18 protein-coding genes and 1 tRNA gene are annotated in these 17,955 nt (G+C 64.1%); 13 read left to right on the top strand and 6 right to left on the bottom strand.

The features are described 5' to 3' along the window. The first annotated feature begins 115 nt into the window (after positions 1-115). Together ASC89_RS17370 and ASC89_RS17365 are read left to right on the top strand one after the other, a co-directional pair. Positions 116-835, top strand: a complete 720-nt coding sequence (locus ASC89_RS17370; RefSeq protein WP_055881897.1) for a helix-turn-helix domain-containing protein — start codon at positions 116-118, stop codon at positions 833-835. A 64-nt stretch (positions 836-899) separates the two neighbouring features. Beyond that, positions 900-2,045, top strand: coding sequence for an epoxide hydrolase family protein (locus ASC89_RS17365; protein WP_056000085.1), 1,146 nt, complete (start codon positions 900-902; stop codon positions 2,043-2,045). 52 nt (positions 2,046-2,097) lie between these two features. Here ASC89_RS17365 and ASC89_RS17360 read toward each other — a convergent pair whose 3' ends face one another. From ASC89_RS17360 to ASC89_RS17340, 5 genes are all read right to left on the bottom strand, one after another. After that, complete coding sequence (locus ASC89_RS17360) at positions 2,098-3,087, bottom strand: DUF808 domain-containing protein (protein ID WP_056000082.1); 990 nt, start codon at positions 3,085-3,087, stop codon at positions 2,098-2,100. Beyond that, complete coding sequence (locus tag ASC89_RS17355; protein ID WP_056000079.1) at positions 3,084-3,707, bottom strand: hypothetical protein; 624 nt, start codon at positions 3,705-3,707, stop codon at positions 3,084-3,086. Before ASC89_RS17355 ends, ASC89_RS17360 begins: the two co-directional genes overlap by 4 nt. Continuing rightward, complete coding sequence (locus tag ASC89_RS17350; protein WP_056000076.1) at positions 3,707-4,624, bottom strand: patatin-like phospholipase family protein; 918 nt, start codon at positions 4,622-4,624, stop codon at positions 3,707-3,709. Before ASC89_RS17350 ends, ASC89_RS17355 begins: the two co-directional genes overlap by 1 nt. A gap of 94 nt (positions 4,625-4,718) precedes the next feature. Beyond that, the gene (gene glnA / locus ASC89_RS17345; protein WP_055881882.1) at positions 4,719-6,128 is read right to left on the bottom strand and encodes a type I glutamate--ammonia ligase; all 1,410 of its coding nucleotides are present in this window, start codon (positions 6,126-6,128) and stop codon (positions 4,719-4,721) included. A 63-nt stretch (positions 6,129-6,191) separates the two neighbouring features. Continuing rightward, complete coding sequence (locus ASC89_RS17340) at positions 6,192-6,530, bottom strand: P-II family nitrogen regulator (RefSeq protein ID WP_046105125.1); 339 nt, start codon at positions 6,528-6,530, stop codon at positions 6,192-6,194. Between the two features lie 360 nt (positions 6,531-6,890). On the opposite strand from ASC89_RS17340, the gene ASC89_RS17335 reads away from it, so the two are divergent. The 6 genes from ASC89_RS17335 (at position 6,891) to ASC89_RS17310 (ending at position 11,929) form a co-directional block, all read left to right on the top strand. Further along, positions 6,891-7,358 carry a hypothetical protein gene (locus tag ASC89_RS17335; RefSeq protein ID WP_056000073.1) on the top strand — a complete coding sequence of 156 codons (468 nt, stop codon included), beginning with the start codon at positions 6,891-6,893 and terminating at the stop codon, positions 7,356-7,358. Positions 7,359-7,447: 89 nt separating this feature from the next. Next, positions 7,448-7,532: transfer RNA gene (locus ASC89_RS17330), tRNA-Leu, on the top strand. A gap of 66 nt (positions 7,533-7,598) precedes the next feature. After that, complete coding sequence (gene tig, locus ASC89_RS17325) at positions 7,599-8,978, top strand: trigger factor (protein ID WP_056000071.1); 1,380 nt, start codon at positions 7,599-7,601, stop codon at positions 8,976-8,978. Between the two features lie 100 nt (positions 8,979-9,078). Beyond that, a complete protein-coding gene (locus tag ASC89_RS17320; RefSeq protein ID WP_056000069.1) occupies positions 9,079-9,504 on the top strand; it encodes a DUF3806 domain-containing protein in 426 nt (141 codons plus the stop codon). Between the two features lie 13 nt (positions 9,505-9,517). Then, positions 9,518-11,044 (top strand): bifunctional ADP-dependent NAD(P)H-hydrate dehydratase/NAD(P)H-hydrate epimerase, encoded by a 1,527-nt coding sequence (locus tag ASC89_RS17315; protein WP_056000066.1) that lies wholly within the window; start codon positions 9,518-9,520, stop codon positions 11,042-11,044. Between the two features lie 36 nt (positions 11,045-11,080). Beyond that, positions 11,081-11,929 carry a hypothetical protein gene (locus ASC89_RS17310; protein ID WP_056000063.1) on the top strand — a complete coding sequence of 283 codons (849 nt, stop codon included), beginning with the start codon at positions 11,081-11,083 and terminating at the stop codon, positions 11,927-11,929. Between the two features lie 26 nt (positions 11,930-11,955). Here ASC89_RS17310 and ASC89_RS17305 read toward each other — a convergent pair whose 3' ends face one another. Continuing rightward, on the bottom strand, positions 11,956-13,197 hold the full coding sequence (locus tag ASC89_RS17305) for a cytochrome P450 (RefSeq protein ID WP_056000061.1): 1,242 nt from the start codon (positions 13,195-13,197) through the stop codon (positions 11,956-11,958). Between the two features lie 145 nt (positions 13,198-13,342). Here ASC89_RS17305 and ASC89_RS17300 point away from each other — a divergent pair, with 145 nt between their 5' ends. The 5 genes from ASC89_RS17300 (at position 13,343) to ASC89_RS17280 (ending at position 17,723) form a co-directional block, all read left to right on the top strand. Continuing rightward, a complete protein-coding gene (locus tag ASC89_RS17300) occupies positions 13,343-13,573 on the top strand; it encodes a hypothetical protein (RefSeq protein ID WP_055882546.1) in 231 nt (76 codons plus the stop codon). A 177-nt stretch (positions 13,574-13,750) separates the two neighbouring features. Further along, on the top strand, positions 13,751-14,377 hold the full coding sequence (locus tag ASC89_RS17295; protein WP_055881872.1) for an ATP-dependent Clp protease proteolytic subunit: 627 nt from the start codon (positions 13,751-13,753) through the stop codon (positions 14,375-14,377). A gap of 171 nt (positions 14,378-14,548) precedes the next feature. Beyond that, positions 14,549-15,829, top strand: a complete 1,281-nt coding sequence (gene clpX / locus ASC89_RS17290; RefSeq protein ID WP_055881871.1) for an ATP-dependent Clp protease ATP-binding subunit ClpX — start codon at positions 14,549-14,551, stop codon at positions 15,827-15,829. A 95-nt stretch (positions 15,830-15,924) separates the two neighbouring features. After that, the gene (locus ASC89_RS17285; protein WP_056000058.1) at positions 15,925-16,770 is read left to right on the top strand and encodes a patatin-like phospholipase family protein; all 846 of its coding nucleotides are present in this window, start codon (positions 15,925-15,927) and stop codon (positions 16,768-16,770) included. Beyond that, on the top strand, positions 16,767-17,723 hold the full coding sequence (locus ASC89_RS17280; protein WP_056000055.1) for a small ribosomal subunit Rsm22 family protein: 957 nt from the start codon (positions 16,767-16,769) through the stop codon (positions 17,721-17,723). The genes ASC89_RS17285 and ASC89_RS17280 overlap by 4 nt, the downstream gene beginning before the upstream one ends. The last annotated feature ends 232 nt before the right edge of the window (positions 17,724-17,955 follow it).

The following is a 17,955-nucleotide window of genomic DNA, read 5'->3' as shown; positions in this document are numbered from 1 at the left end:
GCGGGCTCCTGACCAGCGAGGGCGGTGCCAGCATAGCCATGCCGACAAAGAGCGCCAGAGGGTTGGCGATGCAGGTGATTTGGCATCTTCACAAGTCGCTGCTAGGCTCCCAGCCATGAAGCGCATCGTGCAAAGCCGGCCGATCGACTCGCCCTTCGTCGAGAGCATCAGCTCCGTTCGTTTCGACACGACCGGGACGACGCTGATGCAGCCCGACGGCTGCTGGGATATCGCCATCATCAAGCGCGGCGACGAGACCATGGTACTGCGCACCGGGCTCACCACGCAGGCGGTGGTCTACGAGCACGAAGCGGGCGATGAGCAGCTGGTGATCTCGTTCAAGCCACACAGCTTCATGCCGCTGATGCCCGGCGACATCATGCGCGACGAGGGCGTGATGCTCGAAAAGTTCGGCAAGGGCGGGTTCTGGATCGGCACCGACGTGCGGGAGATCCCCACCTTCGAGAATGCCGATGTGTTCGTCGAACGGCTGGTGCGCGACGGGATCATCGACAGCAACGAGCTGGTGGCCTCGGTGGTCGAGGGACAGCCCAAGGCGATGACCGAGCGGACGCTGCAGCGGCATTTCCTCAGGACCACCGGGCTCACCTACAAGCACTTCACGCTGGTGCAGCGGGCGCAGAAGGCTGTTTCCATGCTGCAGATGGGCCGGCCGGCGGTGGACGTGGCGCTGGCGCTGGGCTTTTCCGACCAGGCGCACATGATCAACTCGCTGAAGGCGATCATGGGCCAGACGCCGAGAGAGATCGTTCGCGAGGCGACGAACGAAATCGTTCGCGCCGGACCTGATGAGGTTGTCGGAAACTTCCAATAATCCCGAGTGGGGGTTGGGTACGAAGGGGTGTCTTCAACGATCACCCCGAAACGGAGTACCCGAAATGGCCACCCTCACCCCCTTCAAGATCGACGTTTCCGCCGCTCAGCTGCAGGACCTCAAGGACCGTCTGGCTCGCACCGTGATGCCGAGCGAAGTCGATGGCAACTGGGCCGCCGGCCCGACCAATGCCTATGTCCGTGGCGCCGTCGACCGGCTGCTGGGTGGCTTTGACTGGCGCAAGGCCGAGGCCGAGATCAACCAGCTGCCGCAGTTCACCACCGAGATCGATGGCCAGAACGTCCATTTCATCCATGTGAAGTCCGCCGAAAAGAACGCCACGCCGCTGCTGCTGATCCATGGCTGGCCCGGCTCGATCGTCGAGTTCCTCGACGTGATCGGGCCGCTGACCAACCCGGTGGCGCATGGCGGCAGGGCCGAGGATGCGTTCGACGTGGTGGTGCCCTCGCTGCCCGGCTTTGGCTTTTCCGGTCCGACCCGCGAGGCCGGCTGGAACAATGTGCGGATCGGCAAGGCCTTCATCGAGCTGATGAGCCGGCTGGGCTACCAGCGATTCGGTGTGCAGGGCGGCGATGCCGGCGCCATTATCGGTCCCGAGATCGGCCGGCTGGCGCCGGAGCGGGTGATCGGCGTGCACCTCAACGCCGCGACCATGGGCTTCATTCCGTTCGGCCCGGTGTCACCGGAGGAGATCGCCACCTTCACCGACAGCGAGAAGGTGCGCCTGCAGCGGGTGCAGCGCTTCATGGCGGAGCATTTCGGCTTCAACGTCATGCAGTCGAGCCGCCCGCAGACCCTGGCCTACGGCATCTCGGACTCCCCGGCGGGGCTCTTGGCCTGGATCAGCGAGCTGTTCACCAGCTTTGGCGATCGCGTTGACGCCGTGCCGATGGACCGGTTCCTGACCAACTTCATGATCTACTGGTTCACCGGCACTGCCGCCTCGTCGATCCGGCTCTACTACGAGAATGCACATGATCCGGAGGCCTGGTCGCCCAAGGCGAACTCGGGTGTGCCGACCGGCGTTGCGGTGTTCGGCTTCGACGAAGTGCCGATCCGCCGTTACGGCGAGACCAGCAACACCATCGTGCGCTGGAACGAGTTCGACGTCGGCGGGCACTATGCCGTGCTGGAAGTGCCCGGCGTCTGGGTCGGCGACGTGCGCGGGTTCTTCAGCCAGATCGGTTGAGGCGTGGTCTTTGCGAGAAAAAGGAAAGGGCCCGGCTGGGCCCTTTCGTTCGTCAGGCGGCGGGCTGACGGCGGAACAGGCCGCGGATCGCCTTCCAGGCCGGTCCGATGACTTTGCCGGCCACCGGGATCAGGATAAGGCCCAGCGCGAGGCCGAGGACCAGGTCGGCGAGGATCGTCGCGAGCCCTTCGACGAAGCCGCCGAGCGCCGGCAGCATTGCTTCGGCGCCGTGGGCGATGCTTTCGATCAGGTGCTCGATCTGGTCGAGGCCGAAGCCGGCGAGGCCGTGCACGACAATGCCGCCGCCGACCCAGATCATCGCCGCCGTACCAACGATGCTGAGGGTCTGCATCACCCATGGCATGGCGACGAGGATGCCGCGACCGGTGGCGCGGCCGACGCCGGTGCGGCCCTTGCTGGCGAGCGCCAGGCCGAAATCGTCGGCTTTGACGATCAGCGCCACGGCGCCATAGACCGCCGCGGTGATGCCGAAGGCGACGACCACCAGCACCAGCGCCTGCTCCCAGAACGGCAGGTCGGGCAGGGCGGCGAGCGCGATGGTCATGATCTCGGCCGAGAGGATGAAATCGGTCTGGATGGCGCCGGCAACGCGCTCCTCCTCGAGCTTCTTGGGATCGGCGGCCACCGGTGCGATCGCCTCGGCCTCGTGCGCATGCGCCTCGTGCGGGAACAGGGCCTCGAACACCTTCTCGGCGCCCTCGTAGCAGAGATAGGCGCCGCCGATCATCAGCAGCGGGGTGATCAGCCAGGGCGCGAAGAAGCTCAGCGCCAGGGCCGCGGGCAAGAGGATCAGCAGTTTGTTGCGGATCGAGCCCACGGCGATGCGCCAGACGATCGGCAGCTCGCGGTCGGCGGAGAAGCCGGTGACGTAGTTGGGCGTCACGGCGGTATCGTCGATCACCGCGCCGGCGGCCTTCAAGCCGGCCTTGGCCGCCTGTCCTGCGACATCGTCGATCGAGGCGGCGGCAACCTTGGCAAGGGCGGTCACGTCATCGAGCAGACCGAGTAGTCCAACACTCATTGGGGAGTACCATCGTTGTGGGCGGCGAGCGCCTCGATATCGAGAAGCGTCGGCAGGAATTCGGGATGCGCCGCCGCTACCGCTGAACGGAGCCAGAGACGCGCCGTTCCGTCAAGCACGGGGACGTAGCGTTTGAGATCGAGCAGGTCCTTGTCGCGCGGCTGTTTGCACTTGTAGAGCAGCTGGATCTCGGGCGCGATGATCGGCCAACCCGATGCGGCGCGCATGAAGACATCTGCCAGGGTACGGCGGATGGACGGGTCCCGTCGGTAGGCCCATTGTTCGTCCACCTGTGCCTCCGAGACAATCTCGAAATCCCACAGTGGCTCGCCGTGGCGTCGAAGCCAGAGGCTGAACGGCGGGGCCGGGAGCGCCGTTCCCAGCTCATAGGGTCTCAGCTGCTTGTTGCGGGCGATGGCGATCTCGAAGCGGTCGAGGTCCGGGAGCAGGGTGGGCAGGTCGGCGAGAAAGCAACTGATCTCGATATCGGAATGCGGGCGGCTGACGCTGCCTTGCCACAGGCCCAGCGCCCAGCCGCCGGCGATGCCCCACGGCACGGTGGCCTCGGCGAGCCAGCCGGCGAGCTCCTCAGGTGGTGTCTCACGCCAGCGGCTCGACATCAGAGGTTGGTCAGGCGGGTGGCTTCCTGCTTGCCCTGCTCGTAGCCGGCGCGGGCGGAGGGGATGCGGGTTGCGAGGTCCATCTGGTTGACGCCCATGGCGGTGCGGGAGTTGGGATCCGGGGTTATCACCTCGACGCGGCTTCCGGCGAGGCGGAGCCCCTCGACCTCGCTGGCGAGGTCGGCGCCAGGCGGTCGGCGCAGGCCTTCGAACTGGCCGCCCGGCGGCAGCGGTCCGGTTCGACCACTGAACGGCGACAGCACGATGACGTTCCTGTAGCCGGAGGCAAGGTCGGCATTGTCGACCGAGCGCACGCCGCCGGAAATGTAGCGCGTGCCGTTGATGCGGTGCGTCGGCCCGGCGCCGGGCAGCGAGATGGCCGCCGCGGCCGCATCGACCAGCGCGACACCGGACTCGCGGTCGAAGGTCGCAAGCTCCCCGGTCTCGGCGTTGACGGCGACGATCAGCATCGGGCGATCAGGCCAGTCGAGGCTCGGCAGCCGCCGGGCGACCAGGGCTCGTCGCTGTTCTGCCACCTCGGGTCCGAAGGACGCATCGCTTTCCAACCCATACGCGGCCATAGCGCGCTGCAGCTCGGCCCGAGTGGTGGCGGCGGCCGAGATGGTCCGCATCCGCTCGAACACTGCCTCCATCGGCCGCGGCGGCGACACTGGTCGCGACTGGACCGCCGGCTGAGCCGGTGGGGGCACCAGCGTCGCGGCGAGGAGTTCGGCCGGCGAAATGCCGCTCAGCACCTGCGCCGCAGCATTGGCGCCGGCCGAGGTACCGATCACCAGGTCGGCGGTCTCGGTCAGGTCGACGCCAGCCTCGGCGAGACCCGCGACGATGCCGATCATCCAGGCATTGCCGGCAGCGCCGCCGCCACCGAGCACCAAAGCAAGGTTCTTCTGAGTCATTGCGGCAGTGTTCAGCCCCCGGCTGTTTCTGTCCACCGAAAAGCAGAAGGGCCCGTTGCCGGGCCCTTCCATATTCCTTCGATCGATCCGGCGCTTAGGCCGAGTAGTACATCTCGTACTCGACCGGGTGCGGGGTGTGCTCGAACTTGATGACTTCCGTCATCTTCAGCTCGATGTAGCTGTCGATCTGGTCGTCGTCGAACACGCCACCGGCCTTGAGGAAGTCGCGGTCCTTGTCGAGGGACTCGAGGGCTTCACGCAGCGAACCGCAAACGGTCGGGATCTGCTTCAGCTCTTCCTTGGGCAGCTCGTACAGATCCTTGTCCATCGGGTCGCCCGGGTGGATCTTGTTCTTGATGCCGTCGAGGCCGGCCATCAGCAGCGCGGCAAAGCCGAGATAGGGGTTCGCCAGCGGATCGGGGAAGCGGACTTCGACGCGCTTCGACTTCGGCGACTGGCCGAATGGGATGCGGCACGAAGCCGAGCGGTTGCGCGCCGAGTAGGCGAGCAGCACCGGAGCTTCGAAGCCCGGCACGAGACGCTTGTAGCTGTTGGTGGTCGGGTTGGTGAAGGCGTTGATCGCCTTGGCGTGCTTGATCACGCCGCCGATGTAATACAGCGCTTCCATGGAAAGGCCGGCATACTGGTCACCAGCGAAGAGCGGCTTGCCGTCCTTCCAGATCGACTGGTGGCAGTGCATGCCCGAACCGTTATCGCCATAGACGGGCTTGGGCATGAAGGTCACGGTCTTGCCGTAGGCCTGGGCGACCTGCTGGATCACGTACTTGTAGATTTGCACGTCGTCGGCCGACTTGATCAGCGGGGCGAACTTGATGCCCAGTTCGTGCTGTGCCGAGGCCACTTCGTGGTGGTGCTTTTCGACGGTGACGCCCATCGAGGCCATGGCGGCTAGCATTTCACCGCGCATGTCCTGCGCACTGTCCAGCGGCGGCACCGGGAAGTAGCCCTTCTTGAGGCCGATATGGTGGCCGGTATTGCCCGACTCGTACTCGGTGTCGTTGTTGATCGGCAGTTCCGAGTGATCGACCGAGAAGCCCACCTTGTAGGTGGTGTTCGAATAGCGGACGTCGTCGAAGATGAAGAATTCGGGCTCGGGGCCGAACACCACGGTGTCGCCGATGCCGAGTTCCTTGACGTAGGCCTCGGCCTTCTTGGCCGTGGTGCGAGGGTCGCGGTTATACGGCTGGTAGGTCAGCGGCTCGAGAATGTCGCAGTTGATGGCGAGGGTAGGGGCGCCGAAGAACGGGTCGAGATAGGCCGAGTTCGGATCGGGCATCAGCACCATGTCGGACTCGTTGATGGCCTTCCAGCCAGCGATCGAGGAACCATCGAACATGGTCCCTTCCTCGAAGAGATCCTCATCGACGACCGTCACATCCATGGTGACGTGCTGCAGCTTGCCGCGCGGGTCGGTGAAGCGGAGGTCGACGTACTTGATGTCCTCGTCCTTGATCTTCTTGAGGATGTCGCTTCCAGTGGTCATTAGGTTCCCCTGTGTAAGTCTGGAGTTGATGCTAGGCGGGAGAGACGCGCGAAGAGGTGCCCCTTAGAGCGCGTCGTCGCCGAATTCGCCGGTGCGGATGCGGATAGCCTGTTCGATCGAATAGACGAAGATCTTTCCGTCGCCGATGCGGCCGGTTTGCGCAGCCGTGCGGATCGCTTCGATCGCCTTCTCGGCGAGGTCGTCGGGGCACACCACCTCGACCTTCACCTTGGGCAGGAAGTCGACGACATATTCCGCGCCCCGGTAGAGCTCGGTATGTCCCTTCTGACGGCCGAAGCCCTTGGCTTCGGTGACGGTGATGCCCTGCAGACCAACTTCCTGCAGCGCTTCCTTCACTTCGTCGAGCTTGAACGGCTTTACGATAGCCTCGATCTTCTTCATTCAGGCCTCCAACAGGCACCGGTCGGGTGCCGCTCGGTTGTATGCAGGGTCCGTGCCAGCTTCCCGGCAGCGGAGAAAACCTTGCCAAAATAAGCGCCTAGGACGAACATCTGATCCGCCGCTCTAGGCACGGCGGCAGGTGCCTGCACAAAGAATGTGCATGACGATGCCGATTTGTTCATTTCGACGGTTCGAAACGAGCAAACGGACAGTGGCAAAGATCGGTTTGCAGCGAAAGTGGGCAAATGCTCGGGCTGAAGAACGGCACCAACGCGCTGGTCGACTATGATCCGGATTGGCCGGCCGAGTGGAGACGCTCAGGGAAGTGCGCTAGGTATCGCTGTTGCAACTGACCGGGAAATGCTGGTGGCGCAGTCGACATACACCTTCTCGTTTGCGGGATATCTGCTGTCGGTTGCCGCCGGGTGCGTGGTCTTCGCGTTGGCGGCGGTGGTGGCGTTCGGCAACGTTGGGCTTGGCATCCCGTTGTTCGCATTCTTCGCCGTCATGATCGGCCTGCTGTCCGCAATGCTGCTGTTTTTGCCGGTAGTGCTGCTCGGCATCTGGCTGGGCAATCGCTTTGAGCTGCGCTCCAGCGGCTATGCCATGGCATTCGGCGCGGTGGGAGCGGCAGCGTACTATCCGCTTGGCATCGGGATCGGAGCCGCTGTCGGCAGTACCGTAGGCGCTTCCCCTTGGCCTGCGGGCATGCTGGCTGCCGCCGGCGCGGTGGCCGGCTATGTCTACTTCGTCGCCGAGCGGATCGATCGGGAAGCAAGAAAGCGGCCGCGGCAGCAGGCTGCGCCGCCACCTGTCCATGGGCCGTAGCCGCGCCTTGTCCTGACGTCTGCACCTCTCCCTTTGACCTTCCCCAATTCTTCACATATATGCACGCGACCCGGCCGACGGGGCACCTTGCGGGTGTGGCGGAACTGGTAGACGCACTGGATTTAGGTTCCAGCGCCGCAAGGCGTGGAGGTTCGAGCCCTCTCACCCGCACCAGAGCTCGCCGCGATACTGCCAGCGACTTCGGCCAACCGAATTTTGTAGAGACAACGGGATACCCCAATGCAGGTCACAGAAACCCTCAACGAGGGCCTCAAGCGCAAACTCTCCCTGGTCATCCCCAAGAAGGATCTCAGCGACCGGCTGGATGCGCGGCTCGATGAGCTCAAGGGCACCGCGAACATCAAGGGTTTCCGCCCCGGCAAGGTGCCGACCGCGCACCTGAAGAAGGTCTACGGCCGCTCCGCCATGTCGGAAGTACTGTCGGACGCGATCAACTCGACCGTGTCGAAGACCCTCGATGATCGCTCCGAGCGCGCCGCCACCCAGCCCAAGGTCGACCTGCCGGAAGACCAGGGCGTGATCAACCAGGTTCTGGACGGCGAAGCCGATCTCAACTTCGAGGTCAGCTACGAAGTGCTGCCGCCGGTCACCCTGATGGACTTCAAGTCGCTCGCCGTCGACAAGCCGGTGGTCGAGCTCGACGAGAAGGAAGTGGACACCGAGGTGCAGCGCGTCTTCGCGCAGCAGCGTGGTTATGAGGAAAAGGGTGAGGACGGCCTCGTCGAGACCGGCGATCGCCTCGGCCTCAGCTTCAAGGGCACGATCAAGGGCGAGGCTTTCGCGGGCGGCTCGGCCGACCATGCGCACCTGACCGTCGGTTCGGGCGAGTTCATCCCGGGCTTCGAAGAGCAGCTCGTGGGCATGAAGAAGAACGAGACCAAGACCGTCAAGGTGACGTTCCCCAAGGACTATGCGCAGGACGAACTGGCGGGCAAGAAGGCAGACTTCGAGGTCACCATCCTCCACATCGACGGCCCGAAGGCCGGTGAGCTCAACGACGAGTTCGCCAAGTCGCTCGGTCTCGAGAACGTTGCGGGCCTCCGCGACGCGGTGAAGGACCAGATGAAGACCGCGCTCGACTCGATGGGGCGCCAGGCGATCAAGCGGCAGATCCTCGACCAGCTCGACGACGGCCACAAGTTCGCCGTTCCCGAGCAACTGGTGGAAGCCGAGTTCAACACCATCTGGCAGCGCGTCGTGCACGAAGTCGAGCACCATGGCCGGTCCTTCGAAGACGAGGGCACGACCGAGGAAGCGGCCAAGGAGCAGTACCAGAAGATCGCCGAGCGCCGCGTGCGCCTGGGTCTGGTGGTCGCCGAGATCGGCAACCAGAACAAGGTCGAAGTGACCGAGGAAGAGCACCAGCAGGCGCTGATCGCCGAAGTGCGCCGCTTCCCGGGCCAGGAACAGCAGGTCTACGACTACTACCGCAAGAACCCGCAGGCCCTCGCCGGCCTCCGCGCTCCGGTGTTCGAGAACAAGGTGGTGGATTTCGTCACCGAGCTTGCCAAAAAGACCGACAAGCCGATGACCCGGGCCGAGCTCTCCAAGATCATCGCCGCGGACGAGGACGAGGTTCCGGAGGAGCACCACCACTAAGCTGGTGCTTCGATCACAAGTTCAGGGCCGCCCTTCGGGGCGGCCTTTTTGTTTGGGCCCAGTTGGATAAGCTGGCTACGCTAACCTGGAGCGAGTTTGCATGGACCAGCGGGTGGAAGCCTTGTCCGAAAGCGACCGAGCCGATCTTTCGAAACGACGTGATTGGATCCTTGATCACTACAAAAATGATCCTGTCGTCAGCTATTCAGGCTATGGAGCCAAGCTCACCTTGATTGACACGATCCTTCGGTCCAGGTGGATCGAACCTGAGGAAACGTGGAAACTGCAATGCCTCGGGATAGCGTTCGGCGACGCTCTGGTTGACCACCTGGATTTGCACTGGGTCATGGTGGAGGACGAGTATGGGCGGGATCCAGCCCTCCAGGACCGGGCTACATCACTCAAGCTCTTTCCTTTGACCATGATCTCGAAGCGAGTCGAGGAGGGTCAGGACATCAACGTCGTCCAGCTCTTTACGCAGATATGTGGAAAGGTCGACGAGGTCAGGGCCAAGCTCGATAAGTAAAGGCAACTGTATCATGCATCCTGCTTCCGTCCTCCTCACGCCTGCCGAAATGGGCCGCGCCGATGCGCTGGCGGTGGCGTCGGGCATTCAGTCGTTCAAGCTGATGGAGGCGGCCGGCAATGCCGTGGCCGAGCTGGTGGCGGAGCGCTATCCGGATGGGCAGGTGCTGATCCTCTGTGGCCCCGGCAATAATGGCGGCGACGGGTTCGTTGCGGCGAAGAAACTCAAGGAGCTCGGCCGTGAGGTGCGGGTGGCGCTGTTCGGCGACCGCGAGCGGTTGACCGGCGATGCGGCGTTTTTCGCTGACCTGTGGAACGGGCCGATCCAGGCGGCGCGGCCGGACGGGTTGCGCGGCGCCAAGCTGGTGGTCGACGCACTGCTCGGCGCCGGACTCGATCGTGATATCGAGGGCGGCCTTGCGGAACTGATCGAGGCAGTGAACGGGTTGCGGGTGCCGATCGTCGCGGTGGACGTGCCCTCGGGCATCGACGGGTCCAGTGGCCAGGTCCGCGGCGTGGCGATCAAAGCCGATCTGTCGGTGACGTTCTTCCGGCTGAAGCCGGGGCATCTGCTGCTGCCGGGCCGGCAGCAATGCGGCGAGGTGGTGCTGGCCGAGATCGGCATTCCGGACAGCGTGTTGGGCGAGATCCGGCCGAACCTCAACCGCAATAATCCTGACCTCTGGCAGCTACCCAGGCTCGAGGCGGAGGGACACAAGTTCACCCGCGGCCACTGCGTCGTGATGTCGGGCGGACCGTTGCAAACCGGCGCCAGCCGGATGACGGCGACCGCGGCGTTGCGGACCGGGGCAGGGCTGGTGACATTGGCCGGGGCGCATTCCTCGCTGCTGATCCAGGCCAACCATGTCACCGCGATCATGCTGAAGCCGGTGGATGGCGCCGCCAGCCTGCAGTTGCTGCTAAGGGATCAGCGGATCAACACGGTGGTGATCGGCCCTGCCGCCGGGTTGGGCGATGCGACCAAGGCCAATGTACTGGCGGTGCTGTCGAGTCAGGTGGCTGCGGTGCTCGACGCCGATGCGCTCACCAGCTTCAAGGATAGTCCTGAAGCTTTGTTCTCGGCGATCAAGGCCAAGTCCGAGAGGCCGGTGGTGATGACACCGCATGAAGGCGAGTTCGAGCGGCTGTTCGGCAAGGGGGATGGTTCGAAGCTTGACCGGGCCCGTTCGGCGGCGCTGCGCTCCGGGGCCATCGTAGTGCTGAAAGGCAGCGACACGGTGGTCGCGGCGCCGGACGGGCATGCGGTGATCAACGACAATGCCCCGGCGATATTGGGCACGGCCGGCTCGGGCGACGTGCTGGCCGGCATCATCGCGGGGCTGTTGGCGCAGGGGATGAAGGGCTTCGATGCCGCATCAGCCGGCGTGTGGATCCACGGCGAGACGGGGAACCTGTGGGGTGGCTCGGGGCTGATCGCCGAAGATTTGCCGGGGTTGATCCCGGATGTGCTGAGGGAGTTGGGGGCGTGGGGCGCTACACGTAATCGACATCATCCCGGCGGAAGCCGGGATTCATACTGAGATTCGGCTGTGGCCACATTGTGAAGGGCGCTAGAAATGGCGGCTGAAGAACCACCAATCGGGCGATACTTCCGCCAGCTCTACATTGAGCGCGGCGACCCCGAGAACACATTTGGCGATCGTGCCAGACTGCGGTTGGCAAAAGCGTTGAGTCCCGTAGAAGGAGCGCTCCTCTCCCATTTCATTGAGAGTGAACTGGGGATCAAAGTGCCTTGGGGCGCAGGTGGGCCTAACTACGAGAAGTTCGTAGCGTCGATCTCCGACCTTGACGTGATCCACTTCATTACCGCGGTCGCGAGGTTCGTCATCCAGAGAGAGCGTGGCGAGAGGTCCTACACCTTCCTAAAGGTCGGACGGTGGGTACCTTCAGTCGCACGTATCCTCAGCGAAGAGAATGTGGCCTACCGGGTCGACGAGTTGGGAGGCGTGCATCCTTCGATCGACAGGGTATTCTCCGCCGAAGTCGAACACGCTCTCAAACTTCTGGGGAAGGCTAGGTACAACAATGTCCGGTCGGAACTCGACAAGGCCTTAAAGGCAATTGATCAGCCCGAGCCCGATTGGAAGGTTGGAGTTCGTGGCACGTTTACCGCAGTCGAGGGGCTTTTCAGGATGATGTTCCCGGAGGCTAATCGGCTGGTCGCCAAATACGTGACGGTGAATCTTGACCCCAAGGGCAAGGCCATTGAGGACCCTGCAGAAAAGGCCGCCTTTCTGAACCTAGTTAGGAGCTTTGCAAACTGGGTGGACTCGGCCCAACCCTACAGGCACGAACAAGGGCAGGAAGAGCCGCACCAGCCACCCGAGAGTTTAGCGGTCCTTATGATCAGCCAAGGGGTAGCCTTCTTGCGTTGGCTCCTCGAAATGGATCACGCGGGATCCTAATTCAACTAGGCGCTATTCCTCCTCGCTCACCACGACACCTCCAGCCGCTCCAACCCGTGGAAGTGGTAGATGTTCTTGTATTGCGGCTCGGTGGCGAGCTTCAGCCCGGGCAGCCGGTCGAACAGCGTCTGCATGGCGACCTGCAGTTCGATGCGCGCCAGCGGGGCGCCGATGCAGAAGTGGATGCCGGCACCGAAGCTGACATTGGCGCCATCCTTGCGGAACGGATCGAACCGGTTGGCCTCGGCGAAGCGGGCAGGGTCGCGGTTGGCAGCGCCCAGCATCAGGCCGATGGTCTCGCCCTGCTTGAAGCTCAACCCGTTGTCGAGCGTTACGTCCTGCAGGGCGTAGCGGGTGAACATGTGGAGCGGCGCATCGAAGCGGATGCACTCTTCGACCGTCGCTTCGGTCTGGTCGGCGTCGGCGAACAGCGCCTTGGGGTCGAGGCCGCTTTCGAGGATAGCCTTCACGCCGTTGCCGGTGGTGTGGACCGTTGCCTCATGGCCGGCGTTGAGCAGGAGGATGGTGGTCGAGATCACCTCGTCGTCGGTCAGCTTCTCGCCATCGACCTCGGTGGTCAGCATGTGGGTAAGCAGGTCCTCGCGCGGCTGCCGGCGGCGCTCGGCGATCATCTCGCGCACATAGTCCATGAACTCAATCGAGGCCTGGTTGGCATCGAGCTCGGTCTCGTAGGTCACGCCGTACATGTACATGGCGACCATGCGGTTGGACCAATCGACCAATTGCATCGCCATATCGGCGGGCATGCCGATCATCTCGGCAATGACGATGGCGGGGATCGGCGCCGCAAAGGCGCGGAGCAGCTCGACCTGGCCGTCGGCGGCAAAACCGTCGATCAGCTCATTGGCCAGCCGCTCGATGCGGGGACGCAGTTGCTCGACATTGCGTGAGACGAAGGCGCGGTTGACCAGGGCGCGCAGCCGGGTATGCGCCGGCGGCTCGAGGTTGAGCAGGGTATATTTCTCGGTCTGGTCGAAAGCGGCGGTGTGGGCCTTGGGCGGCGCCATGCCGAGCTGCTCGCGGCTCATCAGGTGGAGGATCTGCCGGCCGAAGCGCTTGTCGCGAAGCAGGGCGCTCACATCCTTGAAGCCGGCAAAGCACCAGTGATCGTAATTGTCCCAGAAGAAGGCCGGTGAGGCCGCGTGCACCGCGTCATAGAAGGCGTAGGGGTCGCGGTAGAAGGCGAGTTCGCGCGGCTGGGCGCTGGCGTGACGGTCGGCGAGGGCGAAGGGAGCGGCTGCGGACAAGAGAGGACCCGTTGAAACTGATACTGCGGGCCATGCTATACGGCGCGTCGGGCGGTCGGGAAGCCATCACGACCTGCTGAAACAGCTTGCCGCAACGGAAAAACCGGCTAGTAGCCTCGCCAGACACTGATTGGAGTTCGAGCCCTTGAGCGACCTCACCCTGACCGAAGCGATCGACAACATCTACACCTCGCTGCGCGAGAACAATGCGGATATCGACGTCCACATCGCGGCGCTGAAGGCGGCGATGGCCAAGGAAGGCGCCAAGGAGGCGGTGTTCGATCCGGCCAAGCTGGCCCAGAACAACCGCCAGGGCCGCAAGACCATGCAGTCCTACTTCAAGAAGCGCGGTGTGGCGGTGGGGTTCAAGGCGTAGGGCGGCCGGCCCTCCCCATACGGGCAGGTTCCGCTGATCCGTGGCTTTGCGCGAATATGTGAGTATTGCGGCCTGCCACATTGGCGCCTATCTGTCGCTTTACCCGCCCTTAACAGGGCATCGCCTTCAGTCGGCCGCGAGCGCTGATTCTTCCTGCCATAAGGGACAAATCTCGAAATGAGAGATCCGGTCGATACCTTCTACAACTACCTCGTGCCCACCGTGGTCGAGCAGACGACGCGCGGCGAGCGCGCCTTCGATATCTATTCGCGCCTGCTCAAGGAGCGCATCATCTTCGTGACCGGCCAGGTCGAAGACCAGATGGCGTCCCTGATCGCGGCGCAGCTGCTGTTCCTTGAGTCGGAAAATCCGAAGAAGGAAATCAGCCTCTACATCAACTCGCCCGGTGGCGTCGTGACCTCCGGCCTCGGCATCTACGACACCATGCAGTTCATCCGCCCGCCGGTGGCGACGCTCTGCATCGGGCAGGCGGCTTCGATGGGCTCTCTCCTCCTCGCCGGCGGCGAGAAGGGCCTGCGCGCGGCGCTGCCGAACGCCTCGATCATGGTGCACCAGCCGTCCGGCGGCTATCAGGGCCAGGCGACCGATATCCTGATCCACGCTCAGTTCACCGAGAAGCTGAAGCGCCGGCTCAACGAGATTTACGTCAAGCATACCGGCCAGGACTATGAGGCCATTCACAACGCGCTCGAGCGCGATCGTTTCCTCAACCCCGAAGAGGCCAAGGACTTTGGCATCATCGACTCGATCTTCGAGAAGCGGGCAGCACCCGACGCAGTGTGAGGATTCGCCCGTTAAGGTGAATCTCAATGCCCTACGCGAGTGTGACACTTGTGTGATTGTGTGGGTCCCGGCTGGCCGTTAAGGTCGGTCGGGCTTACATTTTGTTTAGGTATCCGGGGCTAGCGTTCTCTTCTAGCCGGGATGGGAGCCCGAACTCCCAGGAGTGACAGGATGTCCAAGGACACGACCAGCGGCGAATCTTCCAAAAACACGCTGTACTGCTCGTTCTGCGGGAAATCGCAGCACGAGGTCAGGAAGCTGATCGCCGGGCCGACCGTCTTCATCTGCGATGAATGCGTCGAGCTGTGCATGGACATCATCCGCGAGGAAAACAAAACCTCGATGGTGAAGTCCTCGGACGGCGTGCCGACGCCGGCCGAGATCTGCAAGGTGCTGGATGACTATGTCATCGGCCAGTTCCGCGCCAAGCGCGTACTGAGCGTCGCCGTGCACAACCACTATAAGCGCCTGCACCACGCCACCAAGAACCAGGACATCGAGCTCTCGAAGTCGAACATCCTGCTGATCGGCCCGACCGGTACCGGCAAGACGCTGCTGGCGCAGACGCTGGCCCGTATCCTCGATGTGCCGTTCACCATGGCCGACGCGACGACGCTGACCGAGGCCGGTTACGTCGGCGAGGACGTCGAGAACATCATCCTCAAGCTGCTGCAGTCCGCCGACTACAATGTCGAGAAGGCGCAGCGCGGCATCGTCTACATCGACGAAGTCGACAAGATCAGCCGCAAGTCGGACAACCCGTCGATCACCCGCGACGTGTCCGGCGAAGGCGTGCAGCAGGCGCTGCTGAAGATCATGGAAGGCACCGTTGCCTCGGTGCCTCCGCAGGGCGGCCGCAAGCACCCGCAGCAGGAATTCCTGCAGGTGGATACGACCAATATCCTGTTCATCTGCGGCGGGGCGTTTGCCGGGCTCGAGAAGATCATCTCGGCGCGCGGCGAGGGTTCGGGCATCGGCTTCTCGGCCGTGGTCAAGGACCCCAAGGATCGCCGCGTCGGCGACCTGTTGAAGGACGTGCAGCCGGAAGACCTGGTGCGCTTCGGGCTGATCCCCGAATTCATCGGCCGCCTGCCGATCCTCGCGACGCTCGAAGATCTCGACGAGCCCGCGCTGATCGAAATCCTGACCGCGCCGAAGAATGCTCTGGTGCGCCAGTACCAACGGCTGTTCTCGATGGAAGAGGTCGAGCTGACCTTCCACGAGGATGCGCTGAAGGCGATCGCCAAGCACGCCATCGAGCGCAAGACCGGCGCCCGTGGCCTCCGCTCGATCCTCGAAGGCATCCTGCTCGATACCATGTACGACCTGCCGTCGCTCGATGGCGTCGAGGAAGTGGTGATCAGTGAGGAAGTGGTGAACGGCAAGGACGCCCGTCCGCTGTACATCTACGCCGAGCGCAAGAAGGAAGAGGCGCTGTCCACCAGCGCCTGATCCCTCGGAGCAAGAGTTCAAAGGCCCCGCCACTGGTGGGGCCTTTTCTTTTGGGGCGCGGCCGTCGCATAAGGAAACGGACTGGAGGCGGCACCATGCGGATCGGTGTGGCACTGGGCAGCGGCGCGGCGCGCGGCCTGGCACATATTCCCTACATCGAGGCGATGGACGAACTGGGACTGAAACCCTCGGTGATATCGGGCTCATCGATCGGGGCGCTGATCGGTTCGGGCTGGGCTAACGGCATGACCGGCGCGGAGCTGCGTGAGCATGCCTACAGCGTGCTGGGCAGCCTGCGGCAGATCGCCAGCACGCTGTGGAACCGCAACCGCTTCAGCTTCAAGCAGATCGTCGAAGACGGTTTGTCGATGCAGGTCAACCCAAGGGGGATCACCACGGCATTCCTGCCGGATGGGTTTCCCGATGATTTCGCCGAGCTCAAGGTGCCGTTCTCGGTCGTGGCGACGGATTTCTACGCCTGGAAGGAAGTGGTGTTCGACTCCGGTCCGCTGCGCCCGGCGATCGCCGCCTCGCTGGCGATCCCCAGCCTGTTCCGGCCGGTGAATGTCGAGGGCCGGTACTTCATCGATGGCGGCGTCACCAACCCGTTGCCGCTGGGGCTGATTGCCGGCAAGTGCGACGTGCTTATCGGCATCGATGTGCATCGTACGCCGCAACTGCTCGATGCCTCGCGTGAGCCGAGCATCACCGATTCTGCCGTGGTGGCGACCGAGATCATGTCGCAGAAGCTGGTCGATGCCACGGTGCTGCAATACCCGCCGGATGTCTATGTGCGTGCCGAGGTCGGACCGTTCGGCGGCAGCGAGTTCTGGCGGGTGCGCGAGATCGTCGACATTGCGGCGGGCGACAAGGACCGGTTCAAGCGGGCGGTCAGCGACGCGCTGCTGGCGCACAGCATCCGTAAGGCGAACCGACATTGACCGACCTGCCGGCCGATCTCGCCGCGGCAGTGCGGCGCCTCGCCGAAGGGCGCAAGGGGCTGACGGACAGCTCCGCGCGCATCTCCGAACACTATCGGCAGCGTGGTGCATCGCGGCAGGTGATCGGCGGCGCCGACGATGCGGTGGCCTACGCGCTGAGCCGGATGCCGGCGACCTATGCGGCGGTATCAGCGGTGCTGGTGGAACTGCGAGCGAGGGCGCCGGAGTTCGCGCCGGAGACGCTGCTCGATGCCGGGGCAGGGCCGGGAACCGCCGGCTGGGCAGCGGCCGAGGCGTTCGAGGGGATCGCGCCGACTTTGATGGATCACAACCGGGCGTTTCTCGCGCTGGCCGGGACGCTGGCCGAGGGAACGGCATTGGCCGGCGCCGAGCTCCTGGAGGCCGATCTCGGGCGGTTCGAGCTGGCGACCCGATACGACCTGGTTACCTGTGCCTATGCGCTGACCGAGTTGCCGGATGCCGAGATGCTGGCGGCGGCGGAACGGCTGTGGCGGCACAGCGATGGGGTGCTGGCGATCATCGAGCCGGGCCGGCCGCGCGACTACCAGCGGCTGATGGCGGTGCGCGGGCGGCTGGTCGAGCTCGGGGGCAGGGTGCTGGCGCCCTGTCCGCATGAGCGCGTTTGCCCGCTGGTCGAGCCGGACTGGTGCCACTTCTCGGTGCGGCTCAGCCGCAGCCGCGACCACATGCGGATGAAGGGCGCAACCCTCGGCTACGAGGATGAAAAGTACAGCTATCTGGTCGTGGCGCGTCCGGACATCGGCAAGCCGGCGCCGGGGCGCGTGCTGCGACGGCCGGAAGAGAACAAGTTCTCGGTGACGCTGGCGGTCTGCGGCGCCGATGGGCTCGAGACACGGGTCGCACCAAGCCGGGACAAGCCGGCCTTCAAGGCGGCGAAGAAGCTCGATTGGGGCGATGCAACAGACCGGTAGGCACGGCGTGCGCAGCCAGCGCCTCCCTCCCCCCGGGCGCTACCGCGTCCCTAGGAGGGGAGGGATTGAGGGAGGGGGTGGTGAAGTCGGCACCGTGCCCGCCTCACCACCCCCACCCCCAGCCCCTCCCCTCTGTATAGACCGGGGAGATGGTGGACGGGTGTTCGGAGACATGGTGGACGGATTTGGCATGAAGGGCGGGGAGGCCGGCATGCCATTTTCGGATCGTTCA

Source organism: Devosia sp. Root413D1 (assembly GCF_001425235.1).
In the GTDB taxonomy this organism is placed as follows: domain Bacteria; phylum Pseudomonadota; class Alphaproteobacteria; order Rhizobiales; family Devosiaceae; genus Devosia_A.
Note: the sequence above shows the minus strand (reverse complement) of the source record. Positions and strands in the feature narration are given on the sequence as shown.